Below are 20809 nucleotides of genomic sequence, written 5' to 3'. Positions count from 1 at the left end.
AAAAATTCTCACTACCAATCACAAACGCATGGCTTTAAAGTCCATGACTTACGATGCCCATATTTCTAAGTCTTTTTAAATAAGATTAATTCGTAGGAAGTCTTTTCAAGGCGTTTAGTCTCTGGTTGCGCTGGGGCGTTTTTTTGTAAATGGGCTTGTAATTCTTCATTGAGGCGATCGAGCTCATCTAGGCGATCTTTAAGGCGCAAGATAATATCCACCCCAGCCAAATTTACGCCCAATTCGCGCGTGAGGCGTAGAATTGTCTTGATTTTATCCACATCTCTTTGGGAGTAGAGGCGCATCTTGCCATCTGTACGTTTGGGCTCTACTAGACCTTCTTTCTCGTATTGGCGCAGAGTTTGGGGATGCACCCCTAAAATCTTAGCCACCACACTAATCAGGTACAGCGGTGCGTCGTAATCTAGCATGGGCGATCCTTTAGGGCAACTGCTGTAGAGCCTGTTTAACCTCTGTGCTCATGTGATCGGTATGGGGCAAGACCACATTGGCGTTCAAATATAAATCGCCCATGTGTCCACTCTTGCGATTTTTAACCCCGAGTTCCTTCAGACGGAATTTTTGGGCATTTTTAGTATTAGGGGGAATCTTCAAAGACACATCTTTATAGAGGGTTTGAATATCTACCTTGCCCCCAAACAACGCTGTTTTTAAAGGCACATCAAAGTTTTTAATGAGATCATCCCCTTTTCTAGTATATTCCCCATCCTCCAACACATGCACTTTTAAAAGTGCATCCCCACGCATGCCCGCTTGTTGGTGTCCCTTGCCCCGCGCGCGCAACACCTCACCCTCTTTCACACCCGCAGGAATCTTGATCTCAAAGCTCTCATTAGCAGAGAGCTGTATCTTGCGCTGCGTGCCTAGCACCGCCTCTTTCAAACTGATCTGCAAATCAACTTGAATATCCAAAATTTCCCGATTAAAGCCAAAGCCCGTATTCCTAAAACCCGTATTAAAACCCCCAAAACCACCCCCTCCAAAGATTTGGGATAAGATGTCATCAAAATTCGCATTCCTCCCCTGCGTGCGGGCAAAGTCGCTAAAATTCTGCCCTCCAAACATGTTGTCTCCAAATTGATCATACTGAGCACGCTTTTGATTATCGCTTAAGATTTCATAGGCGGCATTGACCTCTTTAAACTTCTCTTCGGCTTCCTTGCCCTTGTTAAGATCGGGGTGGTATTTGCGCGCCAATCTGCGATAAGATCGTTTGATTTCCTCCGGACTGGCATTCTCGCTCACCTCTAAAGTTTGGTATAAACTCTTTCCCATTGTTGTCCTTTTATAAAAATTAGAAATATTATAGCATAAAACTTTAGTCTTGTAGTATCAATTTTATTTAGTGTCTAAAAACTCTACATAGCCCTGTTGGCGTAGTTGGCATGCAGGACAAACTCCGCACCCATAGCCAAACCCATGGCGTTTTTCTCTCACCCCCTCATAACAGGTATGAGTGTGCTCTAAGATCAACTCTAGCCCCTCCAAAGCGTGGGCGAGCTGAAACTCTTGGGCTTTACTAGCAAACATCAAGGGAGCTAGCAAGTTGATTCCCTCCTGTGTGCCAAAAGCCCCTAGATTTAAGCTAGTTTGCAGGCTTTCTATAAAATTTTGCCGACAATCAAAATACCCGCTATAATCCTGCATAGACACCCCTAGCAACACCGCCTGCGCGCCTAAATTAAAGGCGTAAGCGTGTGCGAGAGTGATAAAGAGCGCGTTGCGATCGGGTACAAAGGAGCTAGGCAGGTTTTGGGCTTGGGGATGAGGGGTGTTGAGCGCGTGGGGAGTGCGTGCAAAAAGGGCAGAGGTGCTGATTTCCTGCAAACAAGGTAAACTTAGCACCTTATAAGGTAGCTCTAGCATGCATGCGATTTTGCGCGCTTGGGCGAGCTCAATGGCGTGTTTTTGATCGTAATTGAAGCCCAGCAAATAGGTTTGTTTAAAGGTGCGTTGAGCCCAAATGGCTAGAGTGGTGCTATCCTGCCCCCCGCTAAAACAGAGCACGCAGGCATCTGTTTTGAAATCTTGAATCGCAAGCATTTTTTCTAGGTCAAAGGGATTAAACATGTTTAGTCTTTTAGAATCATTATAACATGGCAGATTGGGACACCGCTTTTTTGCATTTGAGCCACGCTCTACCTCCAAACTTGCTAACTCTGCACACAATGATCGAACAGAGTGGTTTTGAAATCTATATCGTGGGGGGAAGTGTGCGCGATCTACTCTTGGGCAAAAAACCCAAGGATTATGATCTAGCCAGTAGTGCAACCCCTGAGCAGCTTAAGATGATTTTCGAGGGCATGGAGGGAGTGAATTTAATAGAATTGGGGTCTGCTTATGGCACGCTGGGCGTGCTCTATCAAGATCGCCTTTTTGAGATCACTACCTTTAGAGAAGAGGGGTTCTATCGCGATCACCGCCACCCCAGCGCATTAAAATTTGTAAAGTCCATGGAGAGCGATTTAGCGCGGCGCGATTTCACCATTAACGCCCTAGCCTTTCATCCTCAAAAGGGTTTGCTCGATTTGCATGGCGGGCTAGACGATCTAGCCAACCAGCAATTAAGATTAGTGGGCGATCCTGCTATGCGTCTACAAGAAGATGCGTTGAGGATTTTAAGAGCTCTACGCTTTGCTAGTGTTTTGGGTTTTTCCCTTGAGTCTGCTACCCAAAAAGCCCTTTGGGATCGCTCCTCCCTTTTAGAGAGCATTAGCAAAGAGCGTATCCGCATAGAATTTTTTAAACTCTTATTGGGGAAGTTTGCTAGCACTATCTGCGCGCAATTTCAAGCTATCTTAAAGAATGCCCTACAAGCGCACTTTACCCATTTAGATTATTTAGACACAACCCCGCCTAACTTACGTGCCCGTCTCTTGTTGATCTGTCAATCATGGGATAGACAAACCTTGCTAGATTTTTGCACGCGTTTAAGATTTTCTAAGAAACTCACTCAATCCCTGTGCCAACTGCATGCCCATCTCCCCCTAGGGTCTGTAGAAAACTCTCGTCTATGGCTCAAAACACAATTACAACGCCTCAATTTAGGCGAGCTGCGCGCGCTTTTAGGCTTTTATCAAACCCAAGACCCCCTTTTGAGCGCATGCTTAAAAAGCGAACTCAAGGAGATTTTAAAAAACCGCGAAGTCTATTCTCTGCGTTATTTGGCAATTAATGGCATAGACTTACTGGGATTAGGTTTTCAAGGCGCACAAATTGGCGTGCTTTTGAAGGCATGCTTAGAGGGGGTAATGTGTGGGGCTGTGTGTAATGACAAGGGGGCGTTGTTGCAATACATCCAAGAATACCGCTGGTTAAGAGAAAATTAGTTAGAATGCCCCCTATGTCTAAACTCCAATTTGATAATCTATTGTTTTTAGCGCCTTTAGCGGGCTATACAGACTTGCCTTTTAGAAGTGTGGTGAAACGCTTTGGGGTGGATATCACCGTTAGCGAAATGGTAAGCAGCCACGCGCTCGTGCATGCCTTTGAGAAGACTGCCAAAATGTTGGAAAAATCTCCCCATGAAAACCCCTTTAGCGTGCAAATTGCCGGCTCTAAGGTGGAGATTGTACAGAGGGCTACAGAATTGCTCAACCAGGTGGAGGGGATCGATATTGTGGATTTTAATTGTGGTTGCCCAGCCCCCAAAGTGGCCAATCATGGCAATGGGAGTGGGTTACTCAAGGATTTAAACCATTTGGTCCATCTCTTAAGAGTGGTGCGCGATCACACTAAGAAGCCCTATACCAGTGTAAAAGTGCGCTTGGGATTTGAACGCAAAATTCCAGAAGAGATTGCCCACGCGCTTAATGATGCTCCGGTGGATTTTGTGGTGGTGCATGCACGTACGCGTGCGGATCGCTACAAGAAGGAAAAGATCGACTATGAGAGTGTGCGCTTGATGCGCCAGATTCTAAACAAGCCTTTGATTGTTAATGGCGAGATTGATAGCGTGCAAAAAGCTCAAGAGGTGCGTGCCTACACGGGGGCACAGGGGGTGATGATTGGGCGGGCAAGCTTGATTAAGCCCTGGATTTTTTGGCAAATCAAGCACAACACCCAAGAACTTCCCCCTGTGCTTAAAAAAGATTTGGTTTTAGAGCATTTTGATAAGATGGTAGAATTTTATGGGGAGAGGGGGGTTGTAATGTTTCGCAAGAATTTGCACGCCTATGCTAAGGGGCATGCGGGGGCGAGCGCGTTTAAGGGGGTGGTCAATAGCATGAGCGATCCGCGAACGGCGCGCGTGCAGGTGGAGGAGTTTTTTAGCCATGCGCAGGATTTGCACGACTTCCCTCAAATTATTTCTTTAAATAACCAGAGTTGTTGATGCGCTTTCAAATCATTGTTTTATTGGGCTTAGTGCAGGGGTTGTGGGCTGTGAAGAATCACATCTTTACGGGTGCGCGACTGGGTTCTGCCAAAGGGTTTTCCAGCAGTTTTAGCGAACAGACAAGCATGAGTAATCCCAGTGTAAATCCCAATGGCAAGCCTGTTTGTCCTCAAAATCTGTGCAAGGGCAATCTGATTACAGGCTACTACAATGTGGATAAGCAAGCTAATTTTGCATTTACCTACACTGTGGGTGATGAGATTTTTTTTGATAAATTCGCTGTAAGCGGCATGCGTGTTTATGGCACGCTGGAATACATCAATGCCTACTTAGGTGCTCTGAATAAAACCATCAATCAGGGGGGCAAGAATTACAGCCCCCAGTATCTTAAGGCCATTGATCCTGCAACTGGAGATGTGATTCCCCAAACGATTGTCAATGGCAAGTTACCCGATGGTTTTAAAAATGTTGGAGGGGATTTAGCTGTACCCAGTGGGTATAGCTCCCCCTGCGCTCCCTTAAGCGCGCAAAATCCTCTAGGAATCTGTCCTACTCCCAATCCACAAAAGCGTCTGCTGCAACAGGGGGCACATGTGCTGAGTTTTGGATTGAATGTGGATGTTTTTTTAAATATTCCCTTGGATATTTGGATTAAGAAAATCTACTCCAAAATGTTCTTTTTCAAAGTGGGCATGTTTGTGGGGGGAGGTGTGGAATACACCATGTTCTGGAGCGATCGTTTTTTCAACCAGGCACTGGGCAAAAAAACCCGCTTTTTGGCCGCAGGTAGTGGTTTTTTTGTGAATGTGGGCACACAAGTTTACATGGGACAACACAACCGCATCATTGTAGGATGGAAGATTCCCTACTACAAACTCAGCGCACAGAATTGGTATAACTATGGCAACAGCAATGTGGGCACACAGCAAACTCTCAAGCAATCTCTAAGCCTTGTGCCCCATGGGCAATTTTATGTGGGCTATGCTTACCTGTTTTAGAACCAGGTACGCGTTCATATAGACTTCAAAGGGTTTTGGGTGGCGATGAGGTGCGGGCTAGCGATGCTTTGGATTTCTTTTCAAAACTCCCCTTAAAGTCTAACAGAGAGAAATTTAGCGCGTCGTCCTCGCACACTTCGATGCAACGTCCACAGCGCGTGCACTCCCCTGAATTCACCGCCGCGCTTTTCAAGCCCACCATCCACAACACCTGCGCCTCTGGGCACACTTCCAAACACAGATCGCACTTGGTGCAACGCATGGCGTGGTGTTGCACTTTTAAGAGCGCATAACGCCCACTGAGCGCATAAAACGCCCCTAAGGGGCATAGATGTGAGCAAATGAGTTTATCACCTATAAAGGTATCAATACAGAAGAGTAAAAGCCCAACCCCCACCCATGCGCCCGTACCAAAGATAATCCCCCTTTGCACAATGCCAATATAAGACACACTCTCAAAAGCAGGTAAGGATAGCACAAAGGAGAGAATAAGGCTTAAGGCTAAGAGCACATAGCGCGTGGCTTTGGGAATAGACACATACGCCCGCACAAATCCTAGTTTGCGCCGCACCCAAGATGCACTATCTATAATGGGGTTGATTGGGCAGACCCATGCACAAAAAGCGCGCCCTAAAATCAAGCCATAGACTCCTAAAATGATGAGTGCACCTAGCAGTGCCCCTAAACTCATCTGCAAACTAGCCAAATAGACTTGTAACACGGCAAAAGGGTCGCTCAAGGGCACGCGATTAAAGAGCACAGACGCACTCAAATTGCCTGTCAAAATTGCATGCGCCCCGCCCCACGCAAAGAGGGCTAAGATTCCTGCCTGCACCACGCGCCTAGTCACGAGGTAGCGCACTACAGATCGCCTTGATTGAGATAATCCATGGGGTTGTCCTTATGGGGGGTTTTAGGGGGTGGTGTGGTGGAAGGGGTGGGCGCCCCCATTTTAATGTAGTGCGTATCGGCTTGCCCGCTCACAAACTCACTAGGCAGAACCCGAATAGCAGGCTCTTTAGTGATACACGCGCGCTCGCACAGCCCACAACCCACACACACACTAGGTTCTACTACGGGCAACATGTAGGCGTGTTTGGTGTGGTCATCGTGTTTGAGCTCTAGCTTGATCGCCTTATCAATCAAGGGGCATACGCGATAACACACATCGCAGCGCACTCCCCAAAACGCCACGCAAGAGTGCGAATCCACCACCGCAATTCCCATCTTCAGCGAGGCGATCCCCTGACTAGGCTCTAAGTGCTGGTGATCGAGTGCGTCTGTGGGACAGGCTTTAATGCAGGGAATATCAGAGCAAAGATAGCAGGGCACCTGGCGTGCGTTAAAAAAGGGGGTGCCTATCTTGGGAGTGTCTAGCAAACTAGCTAGTTTAAGCGTATCATAGGGGCAGGCCTTGACACATAGCCCACAACGCACACACGCGCTCAAGAAACGGGCTTCATTTTCAGCCCCCGGAGGTCTGAGCGCGTAGGTGCGCTTTGCTTTGAGCAAGGTCCCCAAAAACAGCGCACCCCCAGCGCACAAACACGCCCCCCCAATCGCCTTTTGCAGGAAGGCGCGCCGTTGCATGAGATCAGACCTTAGTGATTTTCACGGCGCACTTCTTGTAGTCGGTTTGTTTGGAGAGTGGACAAGTGGCATCTAAGCACACCTTATTGATGAAGACATTCTCATCAAACCATGGCACATAAACCAAACCAATCGGGGGGGTGTTACGCCCACGCATATCTACCCGCGCCTTGACTTTGCCCCGTCGCGATTCGATCCACACCGCATCGCCCTGATTAACCCCCAGTTTTCTGCCATCTTCTTCATGCATGTAGCACAAGGCTTCAGGCACAGCTCTAAAGAGTTCAGGCACGCGCATCGTCATCGTGCCGCTATGCCAATGCTCTAAAACCCGTCCTGTTGCCAGCCAGAAAGGATATTCTTTATTGGGGCGTTCAGGGGCTTTCATGAAGGGTCTAAAGAAAATCTTAGCCTTGTTTTCTAGGCTTTTGGGTGTAGTGGTGGTGGGGGCTTTGAGATCCCCACTGACGAGTTTTTTGCCCGCCTTGCCATAGAAAGCAAAATCGCTATTGGGGGCAGCCTTTTTAGCGTAATAATCATACTGCGTGTTGAAACGCCAAAGAGTTTCTTTGCCATTGACTACGGGCCAGCGCAAACCTCTAACATGGTGATAGGCATCAAAATACGCTAAATCATGTCCATGCCCTTCCCCGAACTTGCGATACTCCTCCCAAAGGTATTTTTGGATGAAGAAGCCATAGCCCTTAAAAGGCTTGCCATCACTGCCCACGACATGGCGCTTATCCCCATGCACTTCAGAATTAGGTGCACCTTTGGCGATAGGGTCATTACTTTTATAGCGTTTGGCATACTTATTGGCAAAGAGCACATCATAGAGCGTATCGCTGTCTTTATAACCCATTTTGTGTGCTTGGGCTAACACATTGGGTAAAGTGAGTTTGTCATTAACCTTTTGCTCTCCCCAAACCTCCTTGAGTTTAAAGCGCTTGGCAAATTCCAAGATCTGCCATGTATCGCTCATGGCATGTCCTACTGGGGTTACTTGCTGTTTCCAGTGTTGGGATCGCCGTTCCGCATTCCCATAAGCCCCCCATTTCTCATAAATCATCGCGCTGGGCAGAATCAAATCCGCCACTTTGGCACTAATCCCCGGGTAGCAATCGCTCACCACAATAAAGTTATCCATCTCTCTAGCGGATTTGATCCAGTGATTGGCATTGGCGGTATTCTGCCAAGGATTATTAACTTGCACCCAAATAAATTTGACTTTCCCATCTTCTAAAGCGCGCATCATGGCCAAAAAGTCATAGCCGGGTTTGGGATTGATGGTGCCATGGGGTACATGCCAAAGTTTCTCGGCAGTTTTGACATGTTCGGGGTTAGTTACGACCATATCTGCAGGCAGGCGATGGGCAAAAGTACCCACTTCTCTAGCTGTGCCACAAGCACTGGGCTGACCTGTAAGAGAAAACGCCCCACAACCCGGTTTAGCTTGCTTGCCCAGCAAAAAATGCACCATGTAAGCCTGTTCATTCACCCAAGAACCCCGTGTGTGTTGGTTGAAACCCATTGTCCAAAAACTCACTACTTTACGATCTTTTTCGATGTAGAGTTTGAGAAGATTTTGCAATTTGTGCTTAAAGCTCTCTAGTGATTCGTTGGCATCTCCCTTAGCCACTTGGGCCACATAATCCAGCGTGTAAGGTTCTAGGGCTTCTTTAAAATGCGCAAATGTGATCTCCCAGTGCTTGTCCGGTTCGTTTTGATGTTGCATGTGCAGCACATCGCCTGCCTTAACCCCTAAGTGTTTGAGAGCAATCGCTTCCTCTGCGTCCAAAGTAATAGCATTTTGCTTTTCTAAAGTGTCCTTTTCACTTGCTCTAAAGCCATGATGATTGGGATCGGATCGCATACCATAGCCAATGTCTGCATAACCGGTTGTGAAGACAATGTGCTTGTCGATGAAATCTTGATCGATTGCCTCAGGGTGATTATAGACGATTTCTCTAGCGATGTAATTCCAAATGGCTAGATCCGTGTTAGGGGTGAAGATGATTTCCATATCCGCCATGCTAGAAGTGCGGTTGGTGAAGGTGGTCAAGTTAACCACTTTAACCTTATCGGCATTGCTCAATTTGTGATCGCTCACCCTAGACCACAAAATAGGGTGCATTTCTGCCATATTGGCCCCCCAGGTGATGATGGTGTCCGTGGCCTCAATGTCATCATAACACCCGCTGGGCTCATCAATCCCAAAAGTCTGCATGAAACCCACTACGGCACTGGCCATGCAGTGGCGTGCATTGGGATCGATATTATTGCTTCTAAAACCCGCTTTGACTAATTTACTGGCTGCGTAGCCTTCCTGAATTGTGTATTGCCCGCTTCCAAAAACCCCTACCCCCGTAACGCCTAATTCCCGATAATACCTTTTAAATTGTTTTTCCATTTCATCAAAGGCGCGTTGCCAAGAGATGGGTTTAAATTTGCCTTTTTTATCAAATTCACCTTGCTCATTCACCCTCAAAAGAGGTTGCACCAAACGATCAGCCCCATACATGATCTTAGCGTTAAAATAACCCTTGATGCAGTTTAAACCCCTATTGACGGGAGCAAGCGGATCGCCTTTGGTAGCGACGATCTTATCGCCTTTGGTAGCGACCATGATTCCACAGCCCGTGCCACAGAAACGGCATACTGCTTTATCCCATTTCCAACCTGCCTGCGCTTGCTGCGCTTTAGCGGCTAGACTTGGGGGAGTGAGTAGCCCTGCGCTACCTAAAGCTGAAGTGATGGCCGCAGATTTTAAAAACTCGCGTCTGGAATTATCTTGTATTTCGCGTGGACCCGTCATGCAACACTCCTTATAATGATAGGGAGCTATTATATTCTAAAATTCGTTTAAGATGAGCGATTAGGGGTGTTTATAGTTAATTTTTATCATTTTTTGGCTATGATCGCGTACATTGCGGGCTTACAATACAATGGAGAGATACGAAATGGGGAGTCCCTACAAACATCTGACGCACAGGGCGCGCAGGTTACCACTTTCTGTGTACCGGTGGATTGGTTTTGTATGGCTATTGGGGGGTGTGTGTGGGGTGTTGTTTTGTGTGGAAACGTTTGCTGTCAAAACCCACCAAGAATGGGTACAGCATTTGGATCACACCGTGATTTCTTGGGTGCGCACTCACCCCATTCCCCTTCCTGGGAGTGGCTATGTGCAGCTCGTCAGCGTGGCAACCTTTTTCGCATGGTCTAAGTTCACATTAACTTTGGCGGCGCTGGTAGGCTTGTTTTACATTTTTGTCCAAAGAGATAAAGTATTTGGGCTGTTTTTTTTCTTGAGCATTGTGCTAGGTGAGACAGCACTCAAAGTTTTGAAACTCTGGATCGCGCGTCCTAGACCTAGCACAAATGGAGAAATACATTTGGCGCATGGTTTTAGCTACCCTAGCGGACATGCCTTAGCTGCCAGTTTGTTTTATGGATCGTTGTTGGTTTTAGTGTGCGTGAGTTCTATGGAAACACGCACCAAATGGGCTCTAAGCCTCATCTTATTACTGTGGATTTACCTAATGATGTATACAAGAGTGTATTTAGGGGTGCATTATCCCACCGATGTGTTAGGAGGGTTTTTGATGGGTGTAACCTGGGTGTGTTGTTCGATGGGCTTGTATGTGGGATGGCCAAAAAACGCTAGAAGAGTATAGGGTAGCGCGTGGATCTTAAGAGTTTATTTCAACAGATTATCGATCTGTTTTCTAGGCTCAATAAAGCACAAAAAATCACTATTGTTACAGCTTTTGTGCTGGTGGTAGCCTTCCTCATCTTTTTACTTGTTTACCCCACTCGGGGTAAGGATGATTTTTCTAATTACGGCGTGCTTTTTGAAGGAATGGACAATAGCGATAATGCCCTAGTGTTGCAGTACCTGCAACAAAAACAAATTCCTTATAAAATTCCCAAAGACGACACTATTCTGATCCCCAAGGATCGCATTTATGAAGAGCGTATTTCTTTAGCGTCTCAAGGGATTCCTAAAACCAGTAAAGTAGGCTATGAAATCTTTGATACGAAGGATTTTGGCGCGACAGATTTTGATCAAAATATCAAGTATATCCGTGCCATTGAAGGGGAACTCAGCCGCACCATTGAGAGTCTCACGCCTATAGATAAGGCCAGTGTGCACATCGCTATTCCTAAAGATAGCGTGTTTGTGAGTCGGGAAATCCCGCCCACTGCATCAGTAATGCTCAAGATCAAACCCAACATGCGCCTACTGCCCAAACAGATCATTGGTATCAAGAATTTGATCGCCGCTTCTGTGCCCAAACTTGTTGTAGAGAATGTGAAGTTAGTCAATGAGAATGGCGAACCCTTGGGAGAGGACAATGAATTAGATAGCACAAAAGAGTTGGCTCAAGCCCAGCTCCACTACAAGCAGAATTTTGAGAATTTACTCGAAAGTAAAATCTCTAACATCCTCAGCCCTATTGTAGGGGGAAGGGATAAGGTCGTGGCCAAGGTGAGCGCCGAATTTGACTTCAGTCAAAGGAAAAGCACTAAAGAAACCTTTGATCCCAATAATGTGGTGCGCAGCGAACAGACCATGGAGGAGAAAAAGGAAGGCTTCCCTAAAAAGGAAGTAGGGGGTGTGCCCGGGGTGGTGAGCAATATCGGACCTGTGCAAGGTGTCGCTAACGATCAACTCAGAGAAAAATACGAAAAATCCCAAAACACTACCAACTATGAGGTGGGCAAGACAGTAAGTGAAATCAAGGGGGAATTTGGGGTGCTTACCCGTTTAAATGCGGCCGTTGTAGTTGATGGGCGTTACAAAAAAGTGGACAAAAACGGGACAGAGACGATCGAGTATATTCCTTTAAGTGCTGAGGAGATGGATAAGATCAATGCGCTTGTTAAACAGGCAATTGGCTATAACCAAAATCGAGGGGATGCGGTGGCGGTAAGCAATTTCGAGTTTAATGCCAAAGCCACCAAGTATGTGCCCATGACTGCCTATGAGAAATTTGTCAATACTGCGGAGAAGTATGTAGGACCCTTTACATCTCTCTTTAAATATCTCATTATTGGATTGATTCTCTATGTCTTCTATAAAAAAGTCATCACGCCTTTCAGCCAACGCATGTTAGAAATCCACCCTGATGAGGAGGAACAGGTGCAATCCCTTTTTGCAGCAGATGAAGATGATGATGAAGAAGTTGATCGCTTTGGAGAGATGCGCAAAAAAGTGGAGGATCAATTGGGCTTGAGCGCGAGTTTTGATGAAGAAGATGTGAAGTATGATATTATGCTAGAGCGCGTTAAAGGAGCTCTTAAGGAAAAGCCTGAGGAAGTGGCTTCTCTATTCAAATTACTCATCAAAGATGAGGTGGCGATTACCAGTACAAAAGGAAACTAGATGGCAAAGCTAACTCCCAGACAAAAAACCCAATTAGATGAATTTACAATGTCTGAAAAGCTTGCAATTTTGCTCATTCAAGTGGGCGAAGAGGCCACAGCGGGGATTTTGCGCCATCTGGATGTAGATTCTATTACCGAGATTAGTAAGCAAATTGTCCAGCTAGATGGCACGGATAAGGCTGTGGGGGCAGCGGTTTTAGAAGAATTCTTTGCAATTTTACAATCTAACCAATACATTAATAGCGGAGGTTTGGAGTACGCGCGTGAACTCTTGATTAAAGCACTCGGACCAGAGCAGGCTAAGGTGATTTTGGAGAAGCTCAGTCGTAGCTTACAGACTCAGAAAAACTTCGCCTATCTAGGGCGTATCAAACCCCAGCAGCTTGCCGACTTTATCATCAACGAACACCCTCAGACCATCGCGCTCATTTTAGCTCACATGGAGTCTCCCAATGCCGCTGAAACGCTCAGCTTTTTCCCCGACGATATGAAGGCAGAAGTGAGTATCAGAATGGCGAGTTTGGGGGATATTTCCCCTCAGGTTGTCAAGCGGGTTTCTACTGTCTTAGAGAATAAACTAGAAGCTCTCACGAGCTATAAGGTCGAAGTGGGCGGTCTTAGAGCAGTGGCCGAAATCTTTAACCGTTTAGGTCAAAAGGCGGCCAAGACAACCTTGGCGCGCATTGAAAACATCGATGCTAAATTGGCCAATGATATTAAAGAGATGATGTTCACCTTTGAAGACATCTCTGGCTTGGATAACTTCGCCATCCGCGAAATCCTCAAAGTAGCTGATAAAAAAGACCTCACCTTGGCGCTCAAAACCTCTACAGAGGAGCTCAAGGCTAAATTTTTGAGCAACATGAGTAGCCGTGCCAGCGAGCAGTTCATTGAAGAAATGGCCTACTTAGGGGCAGTAAAAATTAAAGATGTGGAGTCCGCTCAACGCAAGATCATCGAGATAGTCCAATCGCTTGCTGAAAAAGGCATTATCCAAATGGGTGGAGAAGAAGACATTGTTGAATAATTTCAGTGAAGAGAATTTGATCGCTAAGGACGATCTCTCTAAGCATACTATTGCGCGTTACGAATTTAAATCCATTACCGATTTTCCCTCCGAGCCAGAGCCTGATAAAGATACGCCCCGTGTTGCGCCCCAACCACCTCCAGAACCTCCCCTAGAGCCTCTCACACGTTCCATTCAACTGGAGAATGAGCTCGTGGAGTGTTTGCTCAAAAAAACCGATGAGCTCTCCAGCCATCTAGCCAAGCTGCAAATGCAATTTGAAAAGAGCCAAGAGGAAAACCAAACCCTTTTACAGCAAGCTAGAGAAGATAGCTACAAGCTGGGCTTTAAAGAGGGAGAGCAAAAGGCTAAGGATGATCTAAGTGCGGGCATCGACGAAGAGAAAAAGCATCTCCTGCAATCCTTGAGCGCGATCGATCAACAGATGCAACAATCTCAAACCCACCTAGAGACATTAGAAAAGGAGTTGAGCGCGATTGCTGTGGAAATCGCCAAAGAGGTTATTGTCAAAGAAGTGGAAGAAAAGAGTCAAGAAGTTGCGCTAGCTCTAGCCAAGCAACTTTTACAAAATATCATGGATGCGACGGATATTTGCTTGAAAGTCAACACTCTGGATTACCCCTATCTTTCCCAGCATCTCAAAGAGATGCCAAAAATCAAGTTAGAACCCAATGATGCCATTGCCAAGGGAGGCGTGCTCATCAGTAGCTCTCAAGGGAATATCGATGGCAATTTAATGACTCGCTATAAAAATCTCAAGGAAAGCGTGCTAGATAATCTAAAGGTATGAGATGGAAGCGGTGCCGGTGAGAGAATTTGAAGTATTCGAACAGGAGGGTGCAGCACTTGAGAAGCTGTGCACATTGTTGCGTAAGCGCATTTTAGAAGTGGTGAGTTCTAAAGGAGGGCATCTAAGCTCATCATTAGGGGCGACCGAACTGATTGTAGGCTTGCATAGTGTCTTTGATAAAGACAAGCACCCTTTTATTTTTGATACCAGCCATCAAGCTTATGCACATAAACTCTTAACTGGGCGTTTTGAGAGTTTCGACACCTTACGCCAGATACATGGCTTAAGCGGGTTTTGTCACCCTGGCGAGTCGATCTATGATTATTTTATCGCTGGACACAGCTCTACGGCAATCTCTGTGGGTGTGGGAGTAGCTAAAGCGTATGCGCTTAAGGGCGAGACACATGTTCCCATTGCAATCGTGGGGGATGGGAGCTTGAGCGCAGGGCTGGCTTATGAGGCACTCAATGAGCTAGGTGATCGCAAATACCCTCTGGTGATTCTCTTAAACGATAATGAGATGAGCATTTCTAAACCCATTGGAGCAATTAGCAATGCCCTTTCTCAGCTCATGGCTCGCCCGCTTTACCAGTCTTTCCGCGATAAGATAAAGGCTGTGCTAAAATCCATGCCAGAAGGGGTAAATTACTTGGCTAATCGCTTTGAAGAGTCCTTTAAACTCATCACACCGGGGATCCTCTTTGAAGAATTGGGGATTAGCTACATGGGTCCTATAGACGGGCATGACTTAGAAGCCGTTGTGCAAGCGCTCAAACTAGCCAAGGAAACCAAAGTGCCTTTGTTAATCCACGCCCAAACTACAAAGGGCAAGGGCTATAAGATCGCTGAAGGACCCTATGAAAAATGGCATGGAGTAGGTCCCTTTGATTTAGCTACGGGATTACCCAAGAGCGCTAAAGATACTTCTAAGCCCCTAAGTCCTACAGAGATTTATTCGAATGCCTTACTTGCCTCTGCCTCTGAAGATGAAAAAATTGTTGGGGTTACAGCGGCGATGCCAGGGGGTACAGGGCTGGGCAAGCTCATAGATGCCTATCCTGATCGCTTTTGGGATGTAGGCATTGCCGAACAGCATGCCGTAACCTCTATGGCCGCACTGGCTAAAGAGGGTTTTAAGCCTTTTGTGAGCGTTTATTCGACCTTTTTACAAAGAGCTTTTGATCAAATTGTGCACGATGTGGCTATTATGTCCTTACCTGTGAAATTTGCTATCGATCGGGCAGGAATTGTGGGTGAGGATGGCGAGACTCATCAAGGCCTGCTAGATATTGCCTATTTGCGTCCCATTCCCAACATGGTCTTGCTCGCCCCCCGTGATAACGCCTCATTAAAACACGCCATTGCCTTTGCCAAAGAATACCATGTGGGTCCGTGTGCGTTTCGTTATCCACGAGGAGGCTGGCTGCTCCCGGAGGGAATGTTTGAAGCAACTCCCTATGCCTACGCTAAGAGTGTGCTGCTAAAGGGAGGGAAGGATATTTTATTCGTGGGCTATGGTAATGGGGTGGGGCGCGCATACCAAACTCTTAAAATTCTAGCCAAAGAAAACCTAGATATTGCGTTACTGGACCTATGTTTCTTAAAACCTTTGGACACAAGCCTTAAGGAAATCTTAACTTCTTATTCTCGAATCTATGTTTTTAGCGATTCATACTGCATAAGCGGTGTGGGAAGTGCGCTGCTAGAATTTATGGCTCAGATAGGATACCTTCCCACTCTCTTTAAAAGTTTTGAAGTGCCCGATTTCTTCGTTTCTCATGGCAACACAACTTTGATTGAACAAAGTCTAGGAATCGACCCTGTGAGCCTGGCGGATAGGGTACGCCAAGACCATGAAAGTTTAAGGTATCTTTCTAGTGACGCGTGCCATCTTCGCTAACAGACTCCACCACTTTGTTTTCAAAGAGCGATAGAAGTCTTGGCTTATTGCCGTTGCTACATATCCATAAAATCCCATGAAACTGGGATTTTTGTTGTATTCTTGTTTCATCCATGTCTACTCTTGCCAAAATACAAGGTTTTGTCCTTTGGTTTTGAGGGTGACATGTCCGCAAGCGTTAGTGCAATTTTTGCGGCTTTTGTGGCAAAAACAAATGTACAAAAAACCCGTATGATTTTATAGATTTATATTGCTGCTTGAAGCCCCGCCATTAGAAGCTAAACCTTCAAGGGGAAGACACAATAGCAGAGCAAGTTTTGTGGTGCCCTCTGGCCCCAAAAGGGCCCAAAGATTACTCGTGGGTGTTTTCTTGCTTGGTTTCTTCGTGCTCTCCTTTAGAAGCTGGAGCTTTGTGTCCCCCTTTCTTAGCTCCCTCCTCATGTTTACCCTCATGCTTTTCCCCATTCTCATGCTTTGCCCCATGATGTCCATGTTCGCCCTCTCCAGAGTGTTTAGCTGCATGTTTTTTAGTGTGCTTATGCGGGCACAAAAGCTCACGCTTAGTCGTTTTACAAACCTGCACATCTAAACCCATCTCCATTAGCTCTTTATGACTGTGCTCTTTTCTATTCTCTTCCAAGGCCTCAGCTACCTCTTTGCGCAATGCTGCAAAATCTTTAGCACTCATTTTTGCTAGATTCGCCTTATAGGTTTTGTTGACCTGTGCTTTAAAATCAGCCCTAGCCTTTCCTTTCATTGCCTTAAGGCGTTTATCGAATTCTGCTTGATACTCCAACACTTCCTCTGCACTATGAAAAGTCCCCGCCAACTTAATAAACTCTTTATTTTGCATGTTGGCGTATTCTGTCTCCGCGTGCGCATGGGCCACACCCAAAGCTAAAGCACCCATCATAATTATTCCCAGAAAACGACGCATAAAACCCCTTTTATCACAAAATTTTCAATACAAAGACCCGAGAGTTTATCTAGTTTTGATTAATCTGAGCTTAACGCGTTGGGAAGACTAGAGTTGAACGAAGTGCTTATAAATCTTGAACTTAGTCGAGTTAGAGAGGCAAGCATTTAAATGTCCGCTGGTGCACCTCACAGGGATCAGTATTTTACCCTAGGAGTAGCATGGTACCAAAAGTCGGACTCGAACCGACACGAGGTCGCCCTCACCAGATTTTGAGTCTAGCGTGTCTACCAATTCCACCATTTTGGCTTATCAAATCCCGCAGGATCATGGTGCACTGGGCGAGAGTTGAACTCGCACGAGTTGCCTCACCACCCCCTCAAGATGGCGTGTCTACCAATTCCACCACCAGTGCAAAGCCCCCTCCACATAAACTACACTAAGAACGGATTGCTATAAACCGCAATGATCGCAAAAACCAGTGTGTAGATAACTTGCGCCTCAATCATCGCCATGGCAATGAACATGGTGGTTAAGAGTTTTCCGCCCACACCAGGATTGCGCGCTGTACCTGTGATAGCTGCTGCAGCTGCGTTGCCCATACCTATAGCACCCCCGCAGGCGGCTATCCCCAAACCTACAACGGCTCCCACAATGGAGTAGGATTTAATCATGTCCAACCCGCTCATGTCCGCTCCAAAAGCCAGCCCAACCATTCCTAGAAAGAAAAGCGCAAAAAACCTCATAGACAACTCCGCATCGTTAGAATATTGCTAGGCGCAAAACCTGATTATGGCATGCTCAAACTTAATTTTCAAGCCAAATCTACATCAATTTTACCGCTAAGGCTGTGAATTGTAATGATTTTACATTGCAGACGCGCGTGCTCCTGCAAACTCTCCACACAAAATCCACGCTTATCTAAACAATGTTTATGCAAAAGCGCATCTCCGCCTCGCGGCAAACGCACAAACACACCAAAATCCGCTACTTTTTTTACCTCCACTTCCAGCACTTCATCCAAAGTATACGGTTGGACCTGAATGAGTTCCAAAATATAATTTTTGGCCTCTAAAACATCACTGGCTTGATTGCTCGTGATAGTGACTGCACCGCTGAGTTTATCTAAATCTACAAGCACACCAAAGCGTTCGATGATCTCTTTAATAGTCTTGCCCCCCATACCAATGATGGTGGCAATTTTCTTGGGCGGTACGAAAAAACTCTCATAGGCAGGTAGGGCTTGTGTGTTGAGCACGATGGTATCTTTAGCGCCTTGCATAATTTCTAAGATGGATTCTCTGGCCTGTTTTGCCTGTGTTAAAATTTTCTCAAACAATTCTAAAGAGAGTCCTCGAGTTTTGGTATCCATTTGCATGGCTACCACGCCCTGCCAAGTGCCCGCAATTTTAAAATCCATATCCCCATGCATATCCTCTAACGCACTGATATCGCTTAAAATGGCATGTGTATCTCCTTCTATAACCAGTCCCATTGCCACACCTGCAACTAGATGATGCACCTTCACCCCGCTAGCACACAGAGCCAAAGACCCTCCGCACACACTCGCCATAGAGCTTGAACCATTTGATTCGAGGATTTCTGAGACGAGGCGGATCACCTGTTCTTTATCCACAAGGGAGCCTTGCAGAGCGCGTTTAGCTAAGTGTCCATGACCTAGTTCGCGTCGGCTAGGCGCACTTAAAGGAGCACTCTCACCCACGCTAAATGGTAGGAAATTATAATCAAACATGAAGCGCTCTTTCAAGGGTGCCTTGATGTCCAAATTCCCATGCACTCTAGCATCATTGGCTCCCCCTAAAGTGCACACCACTAAGGCTTGGGTATGCCCGCGTGTAAAGAGCGCGCAGCCATGGCTGTGAGGAAGAATATTGGTCTCTATTGTGATGGGACGAATATCTGTGTAAGCGCGTCCATCGGGACGTTCCTGCGCATGTAAGATTTGTTGTCGGATTACCCGGTGCATGTAATTTTCCAAAATATACTGGACATGCTCTAAGGTGTAGAGATGTCCCTGCTCATGCAGTGTCTTCAGGATGTGTTGCGCTAAATTCAAAAAATCTGCTTGCCGTTCACTTTTAGCCATTTGGGCCATGACTTCCAGCACCTGTGCGTGAAAATGTGTTTGAATTAAGGTTTCTAATTGTGTATCTTGTATGATAGGTGTGAGTGAAGCTGGGCTGAGGGGTTGCCTATGAGGGCTAAAGTGTTGTGCGTACTGCGTGCATGTTTGTTGGATAAGTCCTTGTGCACGAGTTAACATTTCTAAAAACTCTGTTTCCATAAGACTTTCTTGAGCACACATTTCTACCATGAGCAGGGCATCTTTAGTCCCAGAAACATAGATATCCAAGCTACTTTTTTGCAACTCAGAAGCATTGGGATTAAAAATAATTTTATCAGCGATTTTTGCAATGCGCACCGCACTTACATTTTGCTCAACCCCAATATTAGCCAGATAGAGTGCGTTAGCTGCTGCATGCAGGGCACAGATTTGTAAATCGCTTTGCTGATCATGGCTGAGTACAAGTAAAGTAATTTGCGTAGGATGGGCATAGTTTTTAGGGAAGAGTGGGCGCAAGGTGCGATCGATAAGGCGTGAAGTGAGGGTTTCAAACTCGCTAAGTTTGCCCTCGCGTTTGTTAAAACCGCCAGGAATGCGTCCTATAGCATAGGACCTTTGGCTAAATTGCACGCTCAAGGGCAGAAAATCCCCCTCTATAGAACTTTTATCCACCATGACACTCGCTATAATGACACAACCTTTGTGGATATACCAAAGTGCGCTAGTGGCTTGTTTTGCAATATAATCAAGTCTATATTCTTCGTGGTTAATGCGAATAGTCATAAATCTCCTTAATGAGTTTCATATTTTAGTCAAAACATGACAAAGAACACGCAACAAGCTATCCATTCATTACGTAAGATAGCATTATTATCAAATTAATCAATACTTGAAAAGGCTATAAGCTCACCTAGTCTTAAGAACAACTCATAAGCACGCACAGGCAAGACATGCACTTGAAAAACGAAGCGCGTACGCGAGTGTCCATACTCTTACATCGAAGTATCAAAAGAAATCTGAAGTGCTTGTTAAATGAGGAGGCCCCGCAAGAGGGGGCACATGCCAACTAGTTGTGGCAACTATCACCGTGCTGCTCATGGTGGTGGTGGTGCTCACCGCCATGATGATGATGGTGGTGGTGGTGTGTGCCACCATGGTAGTGATGGTGATGGTGGTGATGATGATGCACCCCGTGTCCTTCATGCCCTTCGTGTAAATGGCAACTATCAGTATGTCCTGACATAACATCTCCTTACCTAAAAAATGCCCAGCCTAAACCGGGTGCGCGCATTTTAGCAAACAAACTATTGGCTTTGGTAAACACGAGGTAATTCAAGACCACTTTTTATCAACAACTCGATACACTCTTTTTCCAGTGTGTAGAGTTCATAGCGCAAAGTTTTAAAAGTAGGTAGGGGCTGGGCAGGATAGGCATATTTTAAGCATTCTTCAAGCACGCGTGCGCTCTCCTGAGCGCGTTTGAAGTTTGCTTGAACCATGTGCAACAGGGGCTGTTCTCCGGTGTAAGAGAAATCACTATTTTGCAACACATCGTGGGCGCTGTTCCGATGAGCGTAGAGTGCACCTACATCAGACACACTTCTAACGAGGATATCGGTGGCGCTATGGCGAATACTCTTGAGCCTGATAGCTAAGACAGGATGATTACAGAGATAGCGCAAGACATCTTCCACCACCCTGACCCCCTCCTTGAATCGATTGAGATTAGCGTCTAACAGACGCTCGAGCGTACACAA

General features: G+C 46.2%; 19 protein-coding genes and 2 tRNA genes. 8 read left to right on the top strand and 13 right to left on the bottom strand.

Features of this window, described 5'->3' with window-relative positions:
- Positions 1 to 65 precede the first annotated feature (65 nt).
- From C6H04_RS05735 to queC, 3 genes are all read right to left on the bottom strand, one after another.
- On the bottom strand, positions 66 to 431 hold the full coding sequence (locus C6H04_RS05735) for a heat shock protein transcriptional repressor HspR (protein WP_104695182.1): 366 nt from the start codon (positions 429 to 431) through the stop codon (positions 66 to 68).
- A 10-nt stretch (positions 432 to 441) separates the two neighbouring features.
- Positions 442 to 1296, bottom strand: a complete 855-nt coding sequence (locus C6H04_RS05730; RefSeq protein ID WP_104695183.1) for a DnaJ C-terminal domain-containing protein — start codon at positions 1294 to 1296, stop codon at positions 442 to 444.
- 63 nt (positions 1297 to 1359) lie between these two features.
- On the bottom strand, positions 1360 to 2091 hold the full coding sequence (gene queC / locus C6H04_RS05725; protein WP_104732580.1) for a 7-cyano-7-deazaguanine synthase QueC: 732 nt from the start codon (positions 2089 to 2091) through the stop codon (positions 1360 to 1362).
- A gap of 26 nt (positions 2092 to 2117) precedes the next feature.
- Between queC and C6H04_RS05720 the strand changes: the two genes are divergently transcribed.
- From C6H04_RS05720 to C6H04_RS05710, 3 genes are read left to right on the top strand one after another with little or no spacing between them, the layout of a single operon-like run.
- On the top strand, positions 2118 to 3350 hold the full coding sequence (locus C6H04_RS05720) for a tRNA nucleotidyltransferase/poly(A) polymerase-related protein (RefSeq protein ID WP_104732579.1): 1233 nt from the start codon (positions 2118 to 2120) through the stop codon (positions 3348 to 3350).
- Between the two features lie 14 nt (positions 3351 to 3364).
- Positions 3365 to 4354, top strand: coding sequence for a tRNA dihydrouridine synthase (locus tag C6H04_RS05715; RefSeq protein ID WP_104695219.1), 990 nt, complete (start codon positions 3365 to 3367; stop codon positions 4352 to 4354).
- Positions 4354 to 5355 (top strand): outer membrane beta-barrel protein, encoded by a 1002-nt coding sequence (locus C6H04_RS05710; RefSeq protein WP_104695186.1) that lies wholly within the window; start codon positions 4354 to 4356, stop codon positions 5353 to 5355. The genes C6H04_RS05715 and C6H04_RS05710 overlap by 1 nt, the downstream gene beginning before the upstream one ends.
- A gap of 25 nt (positions 5356 to 5380) precedes the next feature.
- Here C6H04_RS05710 and napH read toward each other — a convergent pair whose 3' ends face one another.
- The 3 genes from napH to napA are packed head-to-tail and all read right to left on the bottom strand — an operon-like array spanning position 5381 to position 9760.
- Positions 5381 to 6217 carry a quinol dehydrogenase ferredoxin subunit NapH gene (gene napH / locus C6H04_RS05705; protein ID WP_104732578.1) on the bottom strand — a complete coding sequence of 279 codons (837 nt, stop codon included), beginning with the start codon at positions 6215 to 6217 and terminating at the stop codon, positions 5381 to 5383.
- The gene (napG, locus tag C6H04_RS05700) at positions 6217 to 6945 is read right to left on the bottom strand and encodes a ferredoxin-type protein NapG (protein ID WP_104732577.1); all 729 of its coding nucleotides are present in this window, start codon (positions 6943 to 6945) and stop codon (positions 6217 to 6219) included. The genes napH and napG overlap by 1 nt, the downstream gene beginning before the upstream one ends.
- A gap of 4 nt (positions 6946 to 6949) precedes the next feature.
- Positions 6950 to 9760, bottom strand: coding sequence for a periplasmic nitrate reductase subunit alpha (napA, locus tag C6H04_RS05695; protein WP_104732576.1), 2811 nt, complete (start codon positions 9758 to 9760; stop codon positions 6950 to 6952).
- Between the two features lie 259 nt (positions 9761 to 10019).
- Between napA and C6H04_RS05690 the strand changes: the two genes are divergently transcribed.
- Genes C6H04_RS05690 through dxs form a run of 5 tightly spaced genes read left to right on the top strand, consistent with a single transcriptional unit; the run spans position 10020 to position 16050 of the window.
- On the top strand, positions 10020 to 10619 hold the full coding sequence (locus C6H04_RS05690; RefSeq protein WP_233711870.1) for a phosphatase PAP2 family protein: 600 nt from the start codon (positions 10020 to 10022) through the stop codon (positions 10617 to 10619).
- Between the two features lie 8 nt (positions 10620 to 10627).
- Positions 10628 to 12331 (top strand): flagellar basal-body MS-ring/collar protein FliF, encoded by a 1704-nt coding sequence (gene fliF, locus C6H04_RS05685; RefSeq protein WP_104695191.1) that lies wholly within the window; start codon positions 10628 to 10630, stop codon positions 12329 to 12331.
- Positions 12332 to 13360, top strand: a complete 1029-nt coding sequence (gene fliG / locus C6H04_RS05680; RefSeq protein ID WP_104695192.1) for a flagellar motor switch protein FliG — start codon at positions 12332 to 12334, stop codon at positions 13358 to 13360.
- On the top strand, positions 13353 to 14150 hold the full coding sequence (gene fliH / locus C6H04_RS05675) for a flagellar assembly protein FliH (RefSeq protein ID WP_104695220.1): 798 nt from the start codon (positions 13353 to 13355) through the stop codon (positions 14148 to 14150). Before fliG ends, fliH begins: the two co-directional genes overlap by 8 nt.
- A gap of 1 nt (position 14151) precedes the next feature.
- Positions 14152 to 16050 (top strand): 1-deoxy-D-xylulose-5-phosphate synthase, encoded by a 1899-nt coding sequence (gene dxs / locus C6H04_RS05670; RefSeq protein WP_199767091.1) that lies wholly within the window; start codon positions 14152 to 14154, stop codon positions 16048 to 16050.
- A gap of 352 nt (positions 16051 to 16402) precedes the next feature.
- Here dxs and C6H04_RS05665 read toward each other — a convergent pair whose 3' ends face one another.
- From C6H04_RS05665 to C6H04_RS05635, 7 genes are all read right to left on the bottom strand, one after another.
- Positions 16403 to 16987, bottom strand: a complete 585-nt coding sequence (locus C6H04_RS05665; RefSeq protein ID WP_104695193.1) for a DUF1104 domain-containing protein — start codon at positions 16985 to 16987, stop codon at positions 16403 to 16405.
- Positions 16988 to 17188: 201 nt separating this feature from the next.
- Positions 17189 to 17275, bottom strand: a tRNA-Leu gene (locus C6H04_RS05660).
- Positions 17276 to 17296: 21 nt separating this feature from the next.
- A tRNA-Leu gene (locus C6H04_RS05655) sits at positions 17297 to 17381 on the bottom strand.
- Positions 17382 to 17400: 19 nt separating this feature from the next.
- Positions 17401 to 17712: a F0F1 ATP synthase subunit C gene (locus tag C6H04_RS05650; protein ID WP_104695194.1), complete on the bottom strand. Its 312-nt coding sequence runs from the start codon at positions 17710 to 17712 to the stop codon at positions 17401 to 17403.
- A gap of 68 nt (positions 17713 to 17780) precedes the next feature.
- Complete coding sequence (locus C6H04_RS05645) at positions 17781 to 19835, bottom strand: polyribonucleotide nucleotidyltransferase (RefSeq protein ID WP_104732574.1); 2055 nt, start codon at positions 19833 to 19835, stop codon at positions 17781 to 17783.
- Positions 19836 to 20057: 222 nt separating this feature from the next.
- Positions 20058 to 20300, bottom strand: a complete 243-nt coding sequence (locus C6H04_RS07935) for a hypothetical protein (protein ID WP_158653033.1) — start codon at positions 20298 to 20300, stop codon at positions 20058 to 20060.
- A 56-nt stretch (positions 20301 to 20356) separates the two neighbouring features.
- Positions 20357 to 20809, bottom strand: a complete 453-nt coding sequence (locus C6H04_RS05635) for a thiamine-phosphate pyrophosphorylase (protein WP_104732573.1) — start codon at positions 20807 to 20809, stop codon at positions 20357 to 20359.

The organism is Helicobacter salomonis (genome assembly GCF_900197775.1).
Lineage (GTDB): Bacteria > Campylobacterota > Campylobacteria > Campylobacterales > Helicobacteraceae > Helicobacter > Helicobacter salomonis.
Note: the sequence above shows the minus strand (reverse complement) of the source record. Positions and strands in the feature narration are given on the sequence as shown.

Excerpts from the sequence above, each read along its gene's own strand:
- C6H04_RS05735 (WP_104695182.1), bottom strand. The coding sequence starts at position 431 with ATGCTAGATTACGACGCACCGCTGTACCTGATTAGTGTGGTGGCTAAG.
- C6H04_RS05730 (WP_104695183.1), bottom strand. The coding sequence starts at position 1,296 with ATGGGAAAGAGTTTATACCAAACTTTAGAGGTGAGCGAGAATGCCAGT.
- queC (WP_104732580.1), bottom strand. The coding sequence starts at position 2,091 with ATGTTTAATCCCTTTGACCTAGAAAAAATGCTTGCGATTCAAGATTTC.
- C6H04_RS05720 (WP_104732579.1), top strand. The coding sequence starts at position 2,118 with ATGGCAGATTGGGACACCGCTTTTTTGCATTTGAGCCACGCTCTACCT.
- C6H04_RS05715 (WP_104695219.1), top strand. The coding sequence starts at position 3,365 with ATGTCTAAACTCCAATTTGATAATCTATTGTTTTTAGCGCCTTTAGCG.
- C6H04_RS05710 (WP_104695186.1), top strand. The coding sequence starts at position 4,354 with ATGCGCTTTCAAATCATTGTTTTATTGGGCTTAGTGCAGGGGTTGTGG.
- napG (WP_104732577.1), bottom strand. The coding sequence starts at position 6,945 with ATGCAACGGCGCGCCTTCCTGCAAAAGGCGATTGGGGGGGCGTGTTTG.
- napA (WP_104732576.1), bottom strand. The coding sequence starts at position 9,760 with ATGACGGGTCCACGCGAAATACAAGATAATTCCAGACGCGAGTTTTTA.
- fliG (WP_104695192.1), top strand. The coding sequence starts at position 12,332 with ATGGCAAAGCTAACTCCCAGACAAAAAACCCAATTAGATGAATTTACA.
- dxs (WP_199767091.1), top strand. The coding sequence starts at position 14,152 with ATGGAAGCGGTGCCGGTGAGAGAATTTGAAGTATTCGAACAGGAGGGT.
- C6H04_RS05665 (WP_104695193.1), bottom strand. The coding sequence starts at position 16,987 with ATGCGTCGTTTTCTGGGAATAATTATGATGGGTGCTTTAGCTTTGGGT.
- C6H04_RS05650 (WP_104695194.1), bottom strand. The coding sequence starts at position 17,712 with ATGAGGTTTTTTGCGCTTTTCTTTCTAGGAATGGTTGGGCTGGCTTTT.
- C6H04_RS05645 (WP_104732574.1), bottom strand. The coding sequence starts at position 19,835 with ATGACTATTCGCATTAACCACGAAGAATATAGACTTGATTATATTGCA.
- C6H04_RS07935 (WP_158653033.1), bottom strand. The coding sequence starts at position 20,300 with ATGTTATGTCAGGACATACTGATAGTTGCCATTTACACGAAGGGCATG.